At 73.7% G+C, this 15,416-nt stretch carries 13 protein-coding genes and 1 pseudogene; 8 read left to right on the top strand and 6 right to left on the bottom strand.

The window, feature by feature from the left end; genetic code table 11:
* Positions 1–235: 235 nt before the first annotated feature.
* Positions 236–523 (bottom strand): DUF4190 domain-containing protein, encoded by a 288-nt coding sequence (locus tag AB0F01_RS14570; RefSeq protein WP_362094339.1) that lies wholly within the window; start codon positions 521–523, stop codon positions 236–238.
* 746 nt (positions 524–1,269) lie between these two features.
* Here AB0F01_RS14570 and AB0F01_RS14575 point away from each other — a divergent pair.
* The 4 genes from AB0F01_RS14575 (at position 1,270) to AB0F01_RS14590 (ending at position 6,773) form a co-directional block, all read left to right on the top strand.
* On the top strand, positions 1,270–1,512 hold the full coding sequence (locus AB0F01_RS14575) for a DUF6411 family protein (protein WP_362094342.1): 243 nt from the start codon (positions 1,270–1,272) through the stop codon (positions 1,510–1,512).
* 33 nt (positions 1,513–1,545) lie between these two features.
* A complete protein-coding gene (gene ppk2, locus AB0F01_RS14580) occupies positions 1,546–2,646 on the top strand; it encodes a polyphosphate kinase 2 (RefSeq protein ID WP_362094344.1) in 1,101 nt (366 codons plus the stop codon).
* Positions 2,647–2,940: 294 nt separating this feature from the next.
* Positions 2,941–3,744 carry a hypothetical protein gene (locus tag AB0F01_RS14585; protein WP_362094347.1) on the top strand — a complete coding sequence of 268 codons (804 nt, stop codon included), beginning with the start codon at positions 2,941–2,943 and terminating at the stop codon, positions 3,742–3,744.
* Between the two features lie 326 nt (positions 3,745–4,070).
* Positions 4,071–6,773 carry a hypothetical protein gene (locus tag AB0F01_RS14590; protein WP_362094350.1) on the top strand — a complete coding sequence of 901 codons (2,703 nt, stop codon included), beginning with the start codon at positions 4,071–4,073 and terminating at the stop codon, positions 6,771–6,773.
* A gap of 263 nt (positions 6,774–7,036) precedes the next feature.
* On the opposite strand, the gene AB0F01_RS14595 is transcribed toward AB0F01_RS14590, so the two are convergent.
* On the bottom strand, positions 7,037–7,888 hold the full coding sequence (locus AB0F01_RS14595) for a PIG-L family deacetylase (RefSeq protein ID WP_362094353.1): 852 nt from the start codon (positions 7,886–7,888) through the stop codon (positions 7,037–7,039).
* 460 nt (positions 7,889–8,348) lie between these two features.
* Entirely contained in the window at positions 8,349–9,890 is a 1,542-nt protein-coding gene (locus AB0F01_RS14600; protein WP_362094355.1) for a serine hydrolase domain-containing protein, read from the bottom strand.
* Positions 9,891–10,249: 359 nt separating this feature from the next.
* Here AB0F01_RS14600 and AB0F01_RS14605 point away from each other — a divergent pair, with 359 nt between their 5' ends.
* The 3 genes from AB0F01_RS14605 to AB0F01_RS14615 all read left to right on the top strand — a co-directional run bounded on the left by AB0F01_RS14605 (position 10,250) and on the right by AB0F01_RS14615 (position 12,549).
* The gene (locus AB0F01_RS14605) at positions 10,250–11,470 is read left to right on the top strand and encodes a sensor domain-containing protein (protein ID WP_362094357.1); all 1,221 of its coding nucleotides are present in this window, start codon (positions 10,250–10,252) and stop codon (positions 11,468–11,470) included.
* Complete coding sequence (locus AB0F01_RS14610) at positions 11,461–12,108, top strand: response regulator transcription factor (protein WP_362094360.1); 648 nt, start codon at positions 11,461–11,463, stop codon at positions 12,106–12,108. Before AB0F01_RS14605 ends, AB0F01_RS14610 begins: the two co-directional genes overlap by 10 nt.
* Positions 12,109–12,375: 267 nt before the next feature.
* Complete coding sequence (locus AB0F01_RS14615; RefSeq protein ID WP_362094362.1) at positions 12,376–12,549, top strand: CsbD family protein; 174 nt, start codon at positions 12,376–12,378, stop codon at positions 12,547–12,549.
* Positions 12,550–13,195: 646 nt separating this feature from the next.
* Here AB0F01_RS14615 and AB0F01_RS14620 read toward each other — a convergent pair.
* A complete protein-coding gene (locus AB0F01_RS14620) occupies positions 13,196–13,687 on the bottom strand; it encodes an SRPBCC family protein (RefSeq protein WP_362094365.1) in 492 nt (163 codons plus the stop codon).
* Complete coding sequence (locus tag AB0F01_RS14625; RefSeq protein WP_362094444.1) at positions 13,684–14,067, bottom strand: metalloregulator ArsR/SmtB family transcription factor; 384 nt, start codon at positions 14,065–14,067, stop codon at positions 13,684–13,686. The genes AB0F01_RS14620 and AB0F01_RS14625 overlap by 4 nt, the downstream gene beginning before the upstream one ends.
* A 199-nt stretch (positions 14,068–14,266) precedes the next feature.
* Here AB0F01_RS14625 and AB0F01_RS14630 point away from each other — a divergent pair.
* Positions 14,267–14,380: pseudogene (locus AB0F01_RS14630) on the top strand (VapC toxin family PIN domain ribonuclease); the annotation flags it as partial.
* Positions 14,381–14,707: 327 nt separating this feature from the next.
* On the opposite strand, the gene AB0F01_RS14635 reads toward AB0F01_RS14630, so the two are convergent.
* Positions 14,708–15,416 (bottom strand): IS3 family transposase (locus AB0F01_RS14635; protein WP_362094368.1); only part of this gene is annotated, 709 nt, incomplete at its 5' end.

Genomic DNA, 15,416 nt, shown 5'->3' on the forward strand with positions numbered 1-15,416 from the left:
ACGGGCGCCGGAGCCCCGCCCCGCGACGACGGTGAGGCACGGCGGTCCGCCGACGGGCACGGCCCGTCGGCGTGACCGACGGGCCGTCTGCGAGACCGGTGCTGTGGGTGCTGTGGGTGCTGTGGTGCATGTGCGGGTGCGTCGAGTGGCGGGTGTCGCAGGGCGCATGCCCCGTTCCCGCTGGCGGTCCGGGCGGCGGTGCGCCGTCCTGGCGCGTCGCGCCCTGACCCCTGAGTCAGCCGCCCACGTACCAGCTGAAGCCGCCGCTGCTGGCGGCGACGGCCAGGAGCACGAGCCACAGCACCACGGAGACGATGCCGAGGATGATGCCCGCCTTCGCCATCCCGGCGCCGCCCTTCGCCCCGGCCTGACGGTGGGCGATGGCGCCGAAGATGATCGCCAGAGGGCCGAGGACGACGTTCAGGATGAAGAGACCGACGATGCCGCAGCAGAGGCTCGCGATCGCCAGGCCGTTGGTGCGCGACCCGGAGGAAGCAGCAGGAGAACCGCCGTAACTCGTCATGATTCGCTCCCGGTTGTCGGTCGTGCGGCTCCAACGAGCCACACTTCGTGTGCATTTGGTGTGAGAGGTGTGCATCCCCCGAATGCCCCGGCTCGGCATAGCCATGTCTGCGACCTGTCGGACGGGACGCCGCCGGTCGCGCATCCTGGACTCCGCTTGTCGGTCGTCCCGGACTCCGGATGCCCTGCCGTGACCCGGTGATGACGCCGGCCCCTCCCCGGGGGCCCAGGGCGCGGCCCGCCTCCGCTTGCGGATCATCGGCGCCTACGACATCCGTCCCGGATCCGGCATCGGCGCCCGGCCCCGGGCCGCCCGCGAGCCCTCAGCCGCCGTGCCTCTGTGCCCCCTCCCATGCCTCGGCTTGTGCCCCCTCCCACGCCTCGGCTTCGGGTGCCGTCGAGCCCTTCCCGTGCCCCGGCTCCGGGCTGCCTCGGCGCCGGCCGCCGCCCGTGCCCCGGCTTCGGGGCGCCTCTGCGCCGCCTCCTGTGCCCCGGCTCCGGGCCAGTCCACCTGCTCCGGCTCCGTCTGCATCCCCTGCATCCCCGGCTTCGGGGTGATGGGCCCGCCTCCGTCTGCATCCCCGGCTTCGGTCTCCGGCCGGGCCCCGTCCCCCTCGACCGCGCAGTCCTGCCTCCCGGTGGCAGGAGGCCACGGTGCTCCCGGCCCCGTCCGCGCCACCGGTGCCCCACATGGCCGGGGCGGGACGGGGCACCTGTAGTCCGTTCGCCAGCGAAAGGGAGCTGATCATGGCCGTCGTCGCCGTCATCGCCGTATGCGTGGTCCTGGCCGTTCTGGCCTTCTTCGTCCCCCGTCTCTCCCGCCATCCCGAACGCGGCACCCAACGCACGCTCGGTGCCGGTGCGCGGGCCGGCGGCAAGGCGCCGGGGCCCCTGGGCCGTCTTCTCAGCAAGCCGTTCCACACCAGTTCGCGTGCGGTCAGCCGCAGCGGTTCGGCCGGCCGCCGCTCCCGTGGCCGCATGCCCTTCTGACGGGCCCACCGGACCGAGCAGGGGAACCGAGCGATGAACGCCGAGAGCACCGAGCAAGCCGGGAGCGCCCAGAGCGCCGGCACCGTCGACAGCACCGACAGCACCGAGAGCACCGAGAGCACCGAGCGCCCCGAGACCGCCGGGACCGCCGAGACCGCCGGGAACGTCGAGAAGGCCAGGAAGGCCGAGGAAGCGGACCGGCTGCTGGAGGGGCTGACCGTCGACAAGCGGCGGCGGGAGCAGCCGATCGTGCTGGACGCCGACGGACGCCCCATCCGGACGTGGCAGGAGAACCACCCCTACGACCGCAAGGTGGGCCGCAAGGAGTACGAGCGGACCAAACGCGTCCTGCAGATCGAGCTGCTCAAGCTCCAGCGGTGGGTCAAGGACACCGGTGCCCGCCTGGTGGTGGTGTGCGAGGGGCGGGACGCCGCAGGCAAGGGCGGCACGATCCAGCGGCTCACCGAGCGGTTGAACCCGCGCGGCGCCCGCGTGGTCGCCCTGGACAAGCCCACCGAACGCGAGCAGGGCCAGTGGTACTTCCAGCGGTACATCGCGCACCTGCCGACGGCCGGGGAGATCGTCTTCTTCGACCGCTCCTGGTACAACCGGGCCGGCGTGGAACGCGTGATGGGCTACTGCACCAAGGACCAGTACGAACTGTTCCTCGACCAGTGCCCGACCTTCGAGAAGATGCTGGTCGACGACGGCATCCTGCTGGTGAAGCTCTGGTTCTCCGTCTCCCGCTCCGAGCAGCGCACGCGCTTCGCCATCCGTCAGGTCGACCCGGTGCGCCAGTGGAAGCTGTCGCCGACCGACCTGGCGTCCCTGGACCGCTGGGACGACTACACGGAGGCGAAGGTCGACATGTTCCGCGCCACGGACACCGCCCACGCCCCGTGGACCGTCGTCAAGAGCAACGACAAGCGTCGGGCCCGTCTGGAGACCATGCGCAGCCTGCTGTCGCGCATCGACTACGCCAGCAAGGACGAGGAGGCGGTCGGCACCCCCGACCCGCTCATCGTGGGGGCCGCCGACACCCTGCTGGAACCGGGCGAGGAGGACACCGAGCTGTCCCCCACGCCGCTGTCGCCCGGCGCTCACGGCCCGGGCAACCACCCCGACACCGACTGACGGACGCCCCCGGCCCCCTCTACGACGCCAGACAGCGCAGGACCGCGAGGATCCGGCGCCCCGGGGGCAGCGTGACCCGGCCTGGCCAGGGGCCCGACGCGGGGGCCAGGGTTGGGAAGCCGGAAGCCGGAAGCCGGAAGCCGGAAGCCGGAAGCCGGAAGCGGAGCCGGAGGAGGGCGGGCGCCACGACGGACCTCCGCACCGAGACGTACGGTGTGCGCCCGGTTCCCGGCTTCCCGGCTTCCTGGTAGTCCGCCGTCTTCGTGCTCCGAGCAGGGCGTTACCGTGCCGCGCATGCTTCCGTACTCCACCAGACCCACCGCCGAGGCCATCCTCTCCGACGTACCCGCCCTGGCCCCCTACGCCCGCCCGGCGGTGCTGCTGCATCCGACGCCCGGGTCCCCGGGCCCTCACGACAGTTCCGTCGCCGGGCCGCTGCTCTGGCCGGCGGACGAGCCGTGGCCGGTCTGCTCGGTGCCGGACGTCCTGAGTACGGACGGGCAGCCGGCGTCGGCGATGATCCCGGTGGTCCAGGTCTTCCGCCGGGACGCCCCGGGCGACTGGTGGCCCGAGGACGCCGACGTGTTCCAGGTCCTCTGGTGCCCCAACGAGCACGAGGACCCCCCGGCCCCGCAGGCGGACGCCAACCCGGTCGTCGAGGTCCGCTGGCGGCGGACGGCCGACCTGCCCGCGACGCCGCGGACCCCGCCCCGCCCCACCCGTCAGGCGGACCCGGACGACGGTTTCTCCCCCGCCCCCTGCCTGCTCACCCCGGTGCCGCTGACCGACTTCCCCTACCCGGAATGCCTGCCGGACGACGTCGAGCGGGACGTGGCACGACTGGTGGAGGCCACCCGGCACGACGACCACGGCGACCTCATCACGCGGGTGGCGGGCTGCAAGTTCGGCGGCTGGCCCAGCTGGCATCTCACCGGACCCGGGCAGGTCGACTGCCCCGCGTGCGGCATCCCGATGGACCTCCTCTTCACCATCGCCAGCGACGACACCACGAACATCTGCGTCGGCCGATGGGGAGACCTCCGGATCTTCGTCTGCCCCGCGGACGCGGACCACGGCCACGTCTTCGATGTGCACTGAAGCCGACGCACCGGCCGCAGCACGTCCCACCCCGGCGGCGTCCCGCCGAGCGTCCACCCGAGCGTCCCGCCGAGCGACCGCCGGAAGACGTGCGCGCCCTCCCCGGACCGGCGGTGCGGCGTGCCTCCTCCCCGGACCGGGGGCCGGGGTGCCTCCTCCCCGGACCGGCGGTGCGGCATGCTCTCTCCCCGTACCGGAGGTGCGGGTGGTCCTCCGCTCCTGCGCCGGGCCGGCAGGCCGTGCCCCGTCGTCCCGTGCGATCTGAGTACGGACCTGAGTACGCCCACTCATGCTGCGCGGTCGTGACGCGCGCCACACTCCACGCCATGACCCATGTACCGCCACCCGCTGAGGAGTTGCGGATCCTCGACGCGGAGTTGTGGCAACTCGACGCCCGCAGGGCACAGTTGCTGGCCCGTCGGGCCCAGCTGATCCGTCTGCTGCATGCGGCCGTGCCGCCGGTGCCGTCGGCCGCTCCGCCGACGGCGCCCCGGCGGCCCGAGACCACCGCGCCCCGGGTGCAGAACGTGCTCCTCGTCCTCGGCGGCATCCTGCTGACCGTCGCAGCGATCGCGTTCACCCTGCTCAGCTGGGGTGACATGGGCATCGTCGGGCGGTCCCTGGTGCTCGCGACGGTCACCCTGGCGGCACTCGCCGCCCCCGTGCTCCTGCTGAAGCGCGGGCTGCGCTCGACGGCGGAGACGGTGGCCGGCCTCGGCCTGGCGCTGACCGTGCTCGACGCGTACGCGCTGCACGAGGCCGCGCTGACCACCGTGGACGGCACGGCGTACGCGGCCGTCACGGCGGCCGTCCTGGCCGGCATGTGGTGGGCGTACGGCCGTGAGGTGGGTCCGCTGCGCCTGCCCGTCGTCGCCGCACTCGTCGCCGCCCAGTTCCCCCTGCTCCTGGGCGCGGTGGCGACCGGCGCCGGCGCGCACGCGACGACCGCCGCCCTGCTGCTGACGGCCGGATTCGACACGGTCGTCGCCCTCCGGACGTCCACGAAGCACCTGCGCGTCGCCGCGGCGGTCGGCGGATACGCAACGGGCGGCTGGGGTGCGGTGACGGCCTGCGTGCTCTCCTGGGTGGCCGTCGGCCCGGGCGCCGCCGCCCGCTCGGCCGCGCTCCTCGGCCTCGCGGCCGCCGTGGCGCTCTACGTTGCGTGGCGCGTACCCCAGCGGGGCCTCGCCACCGGCGCCGCCGCGACCGGCGGCCTGCTCCTGGTCGCGGCGCTCGGCGGTGTCCTGCGGGCGTCGCTGCCCGACGTGTGGACGGTCCCCGGCTACCTGGCCTGCGGCCTCGCCCTGCTCGCGGCCCCGCGCGCTCCGCTCCCCGACCCGGTGCGGCGCGGTGCCCTCGGGGCGTCGGCGAGCGTCCAGGGCCTGGCGGTGCTGTGGACCCTGCCCCTGGTCCTGGTGGCCCTGCTCGGGCCGGTCGGCTGGACGGAGCAGGTCTGGTCCGGGGCGCCCTCGCACCTGCGGGACGCGGTGACCGTCTGGCTGCCCTGGCCGGCCGACGCCGCCTCCGCACCGCTGGTGCTCGCGGTCGTGGCGGTCGCCGCGCTCCTCCTGACCGGGGCGACCCGCGCCACGACACCGGCCACCGGCACGACCGACGCCGACGCCGGCACGGCAGACACCGGCACGACGGCCACCGACGCGGCAGACACCGGCACCGACACCCGGGCGACTGACACCGGAGCCGGCCTGACCGACGCCGGGGTCTCCGGCACTGCCGGTGCCCCTGGCCCCGTCGGTGCCCCTGGCCCGGTCGGTACCTCTGGCCCGGTCGGTACCTCTGGCCCCGGCGCTTCCACCGGCCCTGTCGGCCCCACCGCCGCCCCCAACGCCACCACAGGTCCCAGCGGCCCCACCGGCCCCACCGCGGACCGGCGCGACGGCCCCGCACCGGCCGCTCCCGGGCGGGCGGCCCCGGTCCCCGACCTGGCCCTCGCCCTGGTCCTGGCCTGGGCGAGCGCGCTCATCGTCCCGGCCGCATGGCACCTTCCGTACTCCGTCGGCCTCCTCGCGCAGGGGACGACGGCGGTGGCGGTCCTGGCCGCCGCCGTGTACGCCCGCCGGCCGCACCTGGCCCTCACCGCCGTCCCCCTCTCCCTGCTCACCGCGGGCGGCCTGGTCCTCCTTTCGCTCGCCTCTCGGCCCGCCACCCTGACCGTGCTGGCCGCGCTCACGGCCGTCTTCGCGGGGGCCGCTCTCCACCGGCGCCTGACCGCCGTCTGCGCGAGCGCGTCGCTGGCCGCCGCGGCCGGCCTGGCGTGCGCGGTGGGCGCTGCCGCGGAGTGGCCGCCCGCGCACACGGCACTGCTGGTCCTGCTCGTCCCGGCCGCCGCGGCCCTGCTGGCCGCACGGGTCCGGCGCACCGCCGTCCCGGTCGAGGCCACGGGCGCCTGCGCGGGCTTCCTGGCCGTCGGGCTGGCCGTCACCGACCCGCCGGTGCTGGCCCTCGTCCTGGCCCTGTGCGCGGTGATCGCCGCGGGCACCGCCGTACGCGAGGACCGACGCCCGGCCGGGTACGTGGCCGCCGCGCTGTTCCTGCTGGCCACCTGGGTACGGCTCGGGTCGTGGGGCGTGAGCACCCCCGAGGCGTACACCCTGCCGGTGACCGTCCCGGCGCTGGTCCTGGGCTTCCTCCGGCGCCGCCGGGACCCGCGGGCCTCGTCCTGGACGGCCTACGGGCCCGGCCTCTCGGCCACGCTCGTGCCGAGCCTGCTCGCCGCATGGGCCGACGCGGACTGGCAACGCCCCCTGCTGCTCGGCACGGCGGCCCTCGCCGTCACCCTGCTCGGCGCCCGCCACCGCCTCCAGGCCCCGCTCGTCCTCGGCGGCGGCGTGCTCGCGCTGGACGCCCTGCACGAGCTCGCCCCCTACCTGGTCCAACTGGCCGGCGTCCTCCCCCGCTGGCTGCCCCCCGCGCTCGCCGGACTGCTGCTGCTCGTCGTGGGCGCCACCTACGAACAGCGCATCCGGGACGCCCGGCGGGCCCGGGAGGCACTGGGGCGGATGCGCTGAGGACCGGCCAAGGCGGCGCAGGCGGTCACGGCAGTGGAGCGGCCAAGGCGGCGCAGGCGGTCACGGCGGTGGAGCGGTCACGGCGGCGCAGGCGGTCGCGGCGGAGGAGCAGTCACGGCAGCGGGCGGCCACGGCGGTGGAGCGGTCACGGCGGCCCGGCAGCGCAGGCGGCCACGGCGCATGCGCGGGCCGGTACGGCCGACGGGGCGGGCCGCTCATGAGCCGTCCCTGCCGCCCCTCGGCGGGGCCGGCCGGCGGACCGGTCAGCGCAGTCCGGCGAAGAGGTCGTTCTCGGGCACGGCGGCGCCGGTCGGGTCCTGGACCCGCACGAAGGTCTCCACGCCCATCAACTCGGTGAACCGCACCTTGCCCATCTTGAGGAAGAAGATGTTCTCGCCCTGACTGGCGTGCGCGGCCAGCGCGTCGAACTTCTGACCGCTGAACGCCGTGGTGTCCACCCAGGTGGTGACCTCGTCGTCGGGCAGGCCGATGTCGGCCATGGCGTCCGCCTCGGCGGGGTCGGCCTCCGGCAGGTCCTCCCCGAACTCCCGCATCGCCTCACCGAACCGCCGCAACCCGGAGTGAGGCATCGTCGTCCAATACACCTTCGGCGCCCGCCCGGCCCACCCGTCCCGCCTGGTCATCTCCAGCGCCGCCATCGTGATGCGGTGGGCCTGGATGTGGTCGGGGTGACCGTAGAAACCGTTCTCGTCGTAGGTGACGACCACATCGGGCCGGTAGTGCCGCATGAGCTCCGCGAGCCGGGCGGCGCCCTCCTCCACCGGAGTCCGCCAGAAGGACCCGGGGGCGTCGTTGCTCGGCCAGCCCATCATCCCGGAGTCGGCGTACCCCAGCAGCTCCAGCTCGCCGACCCCCAGGACGTCACAGCTCGCCTCCAGCTCGCGACGGCGCATCGCGGCGACCGCCGCCGGATCGTGCCCGGGATCACCCGGCTTCACGCCCCCAGGGCCGTCACCGCACCCCCCGTCGGTGCACGTCACCAGCACCGTACGGATGCCTTCCGCCGCGTACCGGGCGAGGACCCCTCCCGTTCCGGTGGCCTCGTCGTCGGGATGGGCGTGCACTGCCATGAGCGTCAAGGGACGGTCAGCCATGAGAACAGTCCTCCAGGGACACAACGTCGACATCGTCGTAGTGCGCACAGCGCGGGGCCTATCCGGTGCCGCGCCCCGGACCGGCGGTGCGGACGATCGTCGCTCCCCCCGCTCCCGTCCCCGTTCCGGCGGCTCCGGCACCTCGGTCGGTGCAACAGCGCCACCGGGAGCGGCTGTTCCCGATGCGGCCGCCGGTCGCCCGTCGGCCTCCCACCACCGGAGGACACCGGCGCTCCCGCACCCACGGGCCACCGGGTCGGCTCACCCGCCCACCCACCACCGCTCGCACCGCACGTGCACTGCACCGCTCGTCCACACACACCCGTCGTCCCTCACACACCCGCCGCGCACCTGTCGCACACCGGCCCCGCCCGGGCACGCACCTCCTCCCGCCACCCGCCACCCGCCACCCGCCATCCGCCCACGGCGGCCCGTTCTCCTGGTGGCAGGCACCGGCACATCAGGCGGGGCGGAGGGTTTCGTGCTCCTCCCTCGCGTCGAGTGGTGCGGCGGCCTCCTCGTCCCGGCCCCCGTGACGGGCGTGCCGGAGGCGGAGAGCCAGGGCGAGGGCCCGTGCGGTGACGACCGCGAGGGAGGCGAGGCCACCGGCCGCTGCGCAGACGACGAGGGCCGGCCAGGCGTAGGCGGTCTGGGACAGCGTGCCGGAGCGGCCCATCAGCAGCCCGACGAGCGAGGCGAGTTGGGCGAAGAAGAGGAGGGGCAACGCCTGGGGCAGCATCCGCAGGGCCGTACGCCACCACGCGCGCCGCACGGCCCGCCGCGCCCACCGCCCGGACCGCAGGACGCCCCGGACGCCGAGCCCCGCCGCCAGGAGGGTCAGCGCAGCCAGGACCCAGTCGGCCGTCATCGAGAACGGCTTCGCCACCTCGGGATTCTTGCCCCGCGCGAGGTCGACGAGGCCCAGGGAGATCTGCGCGGCGTCGTCCCCGGAGATCAAGCCGGTGTTGGTGACGACCGCGATGCCGGTCCTCGTGTCGGGCAGCAGGGTGGCGGTGGCGTTGTGGGTCAGGAGCTGACCGTTGTGCCGGATCTCATCGGTCCCGTCGTCGTGCCGGTACCGTGCCCAGCCCATCGCGTAGTCCGTGTCGCCCGGCACCTTCGGCGGGGTCTGCGCGAGCCGGACGCTGCGCGGGTCGGCGATGCGGTGGCCGTCGGCGGACACGCCCCGGTTGTTCTGCGCTATCAGCCACCGGGCGAGGTCGTCCGCGGTGGTGACGACACCGTGGCCGCCGGCGGTGAACCAGCGGGGGTGAGGACGGACGATCGTCGTGCCGTAGGCGCGGACATGCCCCCTGGCCCGGTCGGGCATCTCGGCGGTCGTGTCGACGGACGTGGTGTGCGTCATGCCCAGCGGCGCGAACAGCTCGGCGGAGAGGAAGTCCGCGAAGGGCCGCCCGCCGACCACCTCCACCAGGCGGGCCGCGACGAAGTAGTTGGGGTTGTGGTAGCGGTGCCGGGTGCCCGGCGCGGTGGCGAGGCGCGCCCCGCGCATCGCGGCGACGGCCTGCTGGAGGGTGTGCGGCTGGGGGCGGGCCAGGTCCGGGTACGCGGAGTCGGCCATACCGGAGGTCTGGGTCAGGAGCTGCCGCACGGTGATCTCGCGGAACCGCGGGTCGGCCATGGTGAACTCGGGCAGAAGGCGGTGCACCGGCTGGTCGAGGCCGACCTTGCCCGCCTCGACCAGCTTCAGGACGGCGAGCGCGGTCATGGACTTGGACAGGGACGCGACGGGCAGCCGGGTCCGCTCCGTCATGGCCCGCCCGGACGCGGTGTGCCCGTACCCCGCGGTGTGGACGACCCGGTCGCCCCGGGTCACGGCGACCACCGCGCCCGGCAGGCGGGTCTGCCGCACGTAGTCGCGGACGAACCGGTCGATCGAGGCGGGGTCCAGGGTGGCGGCGGACCGCACGGCCGGGGAGGCGGAGGCGGCGGCGGAGGCCGGCACGGCGGCCGTCGCGGCCACGAGACCGAGCGCGGCCATCACGGTACCGAGCCGCCGACGCGTACCGGTGCGACCGGAGAGGCCGGAGCGGCCGGTCGGACCTACGCGGGCGCTCCTGGCGGTACCTGCGGTAGGGGCGGAAGTTGCGGGACGGGCGGGAGTTGTCGCACGGGCTTGAGTTGTGGCACGGGCGGTACTCGCGGCACGGTCGATACCGTCGGCACGGTCGATACCGCCGGTGCGGTCGGTACCGCCGGTGCGGCGGGTCAGGGCGGTGAGCAGCTTCATGGCACCCAGTGCACCGGTCCGCCCCCCGCCCGCGCACGGGCGCACACACGAGTTCCAGGGGTAGTGCATGCACTACTCCCTCGAGATCCCCGGCTCGCTAGGGTCGGAGGATGCCTCACCGGACCGCCTGGCAGGCGCTGGGCCAGAACCCGCTGAAGGTGCTCGGCTCCGGCTGGCCCTGGCGGTCGCTGGCCTACCTGCTGTCCGGGGCCGCCTTCGGTGCCGTCACCGTCGTCGTCCTGGTGGTGGCGCTCGTCGCGGGCGTCGTCTCGCTGGTGGTGCTGGTCGGAGTGCCCGTCCTGCTCGGTGTGGCCCTGTCCGGCGTGGCCGTCACCCGTTTCGAGCGCTGGCGCCTGCGCCTGGTGGACCGGGACCCGGTGCCCGACCCGCACCGGCCTGCCGAACGCCCAGGACTCGTCGGCTGGGTGCGCACCCGGCTGCGGGAGCCGGCGACCTGGCGTGAACTGGGGTTCACCGCGGTGTCCGTGACGGCTCTGTGGTGGATGGACGTCCTCGTCCTCGGCTTCGCCCTGGCCGTCCCCGCCCTGGTGATCATGTCCCCCCTCGACGACCCCGGCGCGTGGCCGCTGACGATCGTCGGTGTCTGCCTGCTCGCCGCCGCGCCGTACACCATCACCGCCTGGGCGGGTGCCAGGGCCGCGGTCACGCGTCTCATGCTGACGCCGCGCGACGGCGAACTGGGCGAGGAACTCACCGAGGTACGGGCCTCCCGGGCCCGGCTGGTCGACGCCTTCGACGCGGAGCGGCGCCGCATCGAGCGCGACCTGCACGACGGGGCGCAGCAGCGGCTGGTCTCCCTCAACGTGATGCTCGGACTGGCCGCCCTCGACGCCGAGCCGGGCTCCCCCCTGGCCGGCCAACTCGCCAAGATCCAGGAGCAGATCAGGCTCGCCGTCGAGGAACTGCGCGAGCTCAGCCGCGGCGTCCATCCCCAGGCCCTCACCGATCACGGCCTGGCAGCCTCGGTGGAGAACCTGGCGGCCCGCTCCGCCCTCCCCGTCACGGTCGACATCCGTCTGCCGCGCCGTCTGCCGCTCCCCGTGGAGACCACGGCGTACTACGTGGTCGCCGAGGCCCTGACCAACGTCGTCAAGCACAGCAGGGCGTCCCGGGCGGAGGTGCACGCGCGCCTGCACACCGACCTCCTCGCCCTGACCGTGAGGGACGACGGCATCGGCGGCGCCACCCCGGACACGGGCACCGGCCTCACCGGCCTCGCCGACCGCGTCGCCGTCGCGGACGGCAGACTTCGGGTGTCGAGCCCGCGCGGCGGGCCCACCCTGCTGCATGTGGAGCTTCCGTGCCACTGACCGTCGTACTCGCCGAGGACTCCCCGCTGATGCGGGACGGCCTCGTCGGCGTGCTCACCCGCTTCGGCCACTCGGTGCCCGCCGCCGTCGACGACGCGAACGCCCTGATCGGCGCCGTCCGCGAACACCGTCCCGACATCGTCGTCACCGACGTGCGCATGCCGCCGCACAACACCGACGACGGCCTGCGCGCTGCCATCGCCCTGCGCCGGGAGCACCCCACCCTCCCGGTCCTGGTCCTCAGCCAGTACATCGAGCAGTCCTACGCCGCCCACCTGCTCGACCTGGGCAGCGACGCCGGGGTCGGCTACCTCCTCAAGGACCGCGTCAGCGCCGTCGGCGAGTTCGTGGACGCGGTCACCCAGGTCGCCGCCGGCGCGACCGTCGTGGACCCCGAAGTGGTGCGCCAACTCCTCAACCGCCGCCAGGACCCCCTGCAACGCCTCACCCCGCGCGAACGCGAGGTCCTCGCCCTGATGGCCGAGGGGCGCACCAACACCGCCATCGCCGCCGAGCTCTACGTCACCGAGGCGGCGGTCAACAAGCACGTCAGCAACATCCTCCAGAAACTCGACCTCCACCTCGACGGCCGCAGCCACCGCCGCGTCCTGGCGGTGCTGGCCTACCTCCGGGCGTGACCGGCGTCCGGCACCGCGCGCGAGCGGGGCGACGAGACCTCCCCGTCCGAGGACCGCACAGGACGGAAACCTGCGGCGGACGCCGGGATCCGGGCCGCTGACCCGGCTGTTTCTCCGCCGAACGAGGAGCCGGGAGCCGGGCCGACGTCCTCCGCCCGGGAGCTTCCGGTGCCCTGATCGTCGGCGACGTCTGGTTTGTCGCAGCAGGTCCAGGGCACGCGTGTGTCACCGAACCAGCGGTGGCGACACCACGAGGAGGCGTGATCCATGAGTGCCGAGGAGAAGGCCAAGGCGAAGATCGAGCAGGCCCGGGGCAAGGGGGAGAAGGCCCTGGGGAACGCCGTCGGGAACGACCGCATGGCCGCCGAGGGACAGTCCAGGAAGAGCAAGGGAGACGCTCGCGAGGCCAAGGAGAAGGGCAAGGACGCCTTCAAGCCCTGACCCGGCCGTGAGCGCAGGGAGAGGGGCCGTCCCGGACGATCCGGGACGGCCCCTCCTGCCTGCGCCGGGGACACGACCGCGCGGCCCGGAGCGTGAAGGGCCCGTGCCCCGCCGGCACCCGCAGGGCCCACCCCGTCATGTTCTCGCGGTCCTGCAAGCGGCCGCCGGCCTTCTGGGCCCGACCCACTGGACGGCTTCGACACCACCGTCCACGCCCCGAACCGGCTGCGCGTCCACGCCCTCCTCACGAAGCCGCCGACGAGGCGGAGTTCGGCTTGGTGCCCAAGCAACTCGGCCTCCCTGGCTCCGCGTTGAGCAAGCACGTCGCCGTGCTGACGCAGGCCGACGACGTCGAACAGCGCCAGGCGGGTCCGCGACACCCGGCAGCCGGTTCGGCTCCGCCTGACCCGGCAGGGCCGGGCCGCCCACCAGGGGCACCTCGGGGCACTGCGAGCCACCGTCGGACCTCCGGCCCCGCCCACCTGACCGGCCTTTCCGGGTACCGCGCGCCGCGCGCCGGGCGATTAAAAGGCGGCGACATATCGCCGCGGCCGGGGGGCGTGAGCTGCCCTGCCGTACGTACGACCCGTGTCGGCTCCGTGGCGCCGCCCGGGGTGGACTCCTGCCCGGTTGCGGGCACCCCGCCTCACGCCAGTGATTCGAAGTAGGCCTTCTGCGCGGGGTAGTAGTCCTCGAAGTCGGGCTTGGGTTCGTCCGTGCGTGAGGCGGTGAGCATGTCCAAGTAGTACTCCCAGCCGGGGCCGGTCGAGCCCAGCTGATCCGTGGAGGTGAGGTGGTGGATCAGCCGCAGTTCAGTGGTGCCCTCGGCCTCGGCCAGCACCAGTTCCAGCGACCAGGACCCGGCCTCGTCCTGCATCGAGACGGCGAGCCGTAGCGGTGGCTCGCAGGCGTCGATCCGCATCGGGCACCAAGGCGCCGACTCCTCGTACGTCAGCTGCACCTCGACGGTGCGGCCGGGCGCCGCCTCCCCGCGCCAAGGGCCGAACCAGCGGGCGGTGCGTTCGGGTTCGGTGACGCTCGCCCAGACGTCGTCGGCGGAGGCGCGGTAGGTGCGGGTGAGGATCAGGTCGTGTCCGGACGGTGTGGGGACGAGTCGTCCGGTGGGTTCGGGGCTCATGCTGTGTCCTCCCTGGATGGGTGCGGGGTCGCGGCGGGTGCGCCCCGGGTCCGGTCCCGGCGGGTGCGACGGACCTCGGTGTCCAGCGCGGCGAGGCGCTGGGACCAGCCCGGGTGTCGCGTGTCGAACTGGTCGAGCCACGCGGCGAGGGTGCTCAGCCCGGTGGCGACGAGGGTGTAGCGGCGGTGGCGTCCCACCTGCTCGTCCCGGACCAGGCCGCTCTCCCGGAGTACTCGCAGATGCCGGCTCACCGCCGGGCGGCTGACGGAGAACCGGCCAGCGATCTCTCCCGCCGTCAGCGGCGTGTGGCGCAACATGGCCAAAATCTCCCGGCGCACCGGATCGGCGACGGCATCGGCCACCTTCGTCAGCTCGTTCACATCGGTCGGTTCACCCACCCGTAAAGCGTAACCCATTGGTTACGCAACCTGCCGGTTCCTTCGCGCGAGTGCCATGCAGCAGAGCCGGGGCGACCCGACCGCTGACCCGTACCCGCCGGAAGCGACGAAGGCTGCACGATGCTGCGGCGTTCGCGCGGTGCAGATGCCTCGACGGGGGCGGACCAGATGGCTGTGCCCCGCCGGTTACGACATGGACGCGATCCTCACCGTCGACCGACGTGACTTCCGGGCCGTACGCCCCTTGGGCCATCACAAGGCGTTCCGGGTACTCCCCGACGATCTCCCGCTCTGATACGACGAGAGCCGACCTTGCGGTCCTCGGCCATGACGATCCGGTGGGCGGCGTCGTCGCTGCGCCTGTTCGATTCAGAGCCGATGGAATTCCTGTAGCGCGGTTCCCGTACCGTCGGCGCAGAGGTCTGCAACCTGAATTGAGCAGCGCGGTCACGAGGGTGAGCGGACACACCCAGTCCGTCGCGACGGGTGCGCGCGTGGTCGGACAAAACGCGGCAGTTTGGTGTCGAGGGGCAGCGCTCCCCGGATCCCGCACCCCGCGAAGGGATCCACCCCCTGTCAGGGGCGCATGGAGAAGTGAACCGTTCCGGGTTCGATCGAGACTCTAGGTTATGACTGTGACCTGGGGCTTCGTGGTTGCCCGGTAGTAGTTGGTCTCGTATTCGGCGGGTGGGATGTGCCCGATCTCACCGTGCAGTCGGCGGTGGCAGTACCAGTCGACCCATTCGGCGGTGGCCAGCTCGACCTCGGAGAGTGTCTTCCAGGGCCGACGGGGCTTGATCAACTCGGTTTTGAACAGGCCGATCGTGGACTCCATCAGGGCATTGTCGTAGGCGTCGCCGACCGATCCGATCGATGCGGCGATGCCTGCCCGGTCGAGGTGCTCGGCGAGCGCGAACGATGTGTACTGCGACCCGGCATCGGAGTGATGTATCAACTCGCCGTTTTTGTAAGGGCGTTGGTCTCGGTCGCGTTGCCAGAGGGCCATCTCGAGGGCGTCCAGGACGAGCCGGGTCTCCTTCGAAGTGGCCGCGGACCAGCCGACGATGCGGCGGGAGAAAGTGTCCACGACGAAGGCGACGTAGACGACGCCGGCGAACGTGGTGACGTGGGTGAAGTCGGCAACCCAGCAGCGGTTCGGGGCCGGGGCGACGAAGTCACGGTCCACGAGGTCCGGGGCCCGCTGTGCGCTCACGTCGGGGATCGTGGTGATCACCTTCTTGCCGCGGACCGCTCCGGCGATGCCGAGCTCGCGCATGAGGCGTTCGACGGTGCAGCGGGCCACCGCGACATCCTGGCGGTTCAAGAGCCGC

The organism is Streptomyces sp. NPDC029526, from assembly GCF_040637405.1.
In the GTDB taxonomy this organism is placed as follows: domain Bacteria; phylum Actinomycetota; class Actinomycetes; order Streptomycetales; family Streptomycetaceae; genus Streptomyces.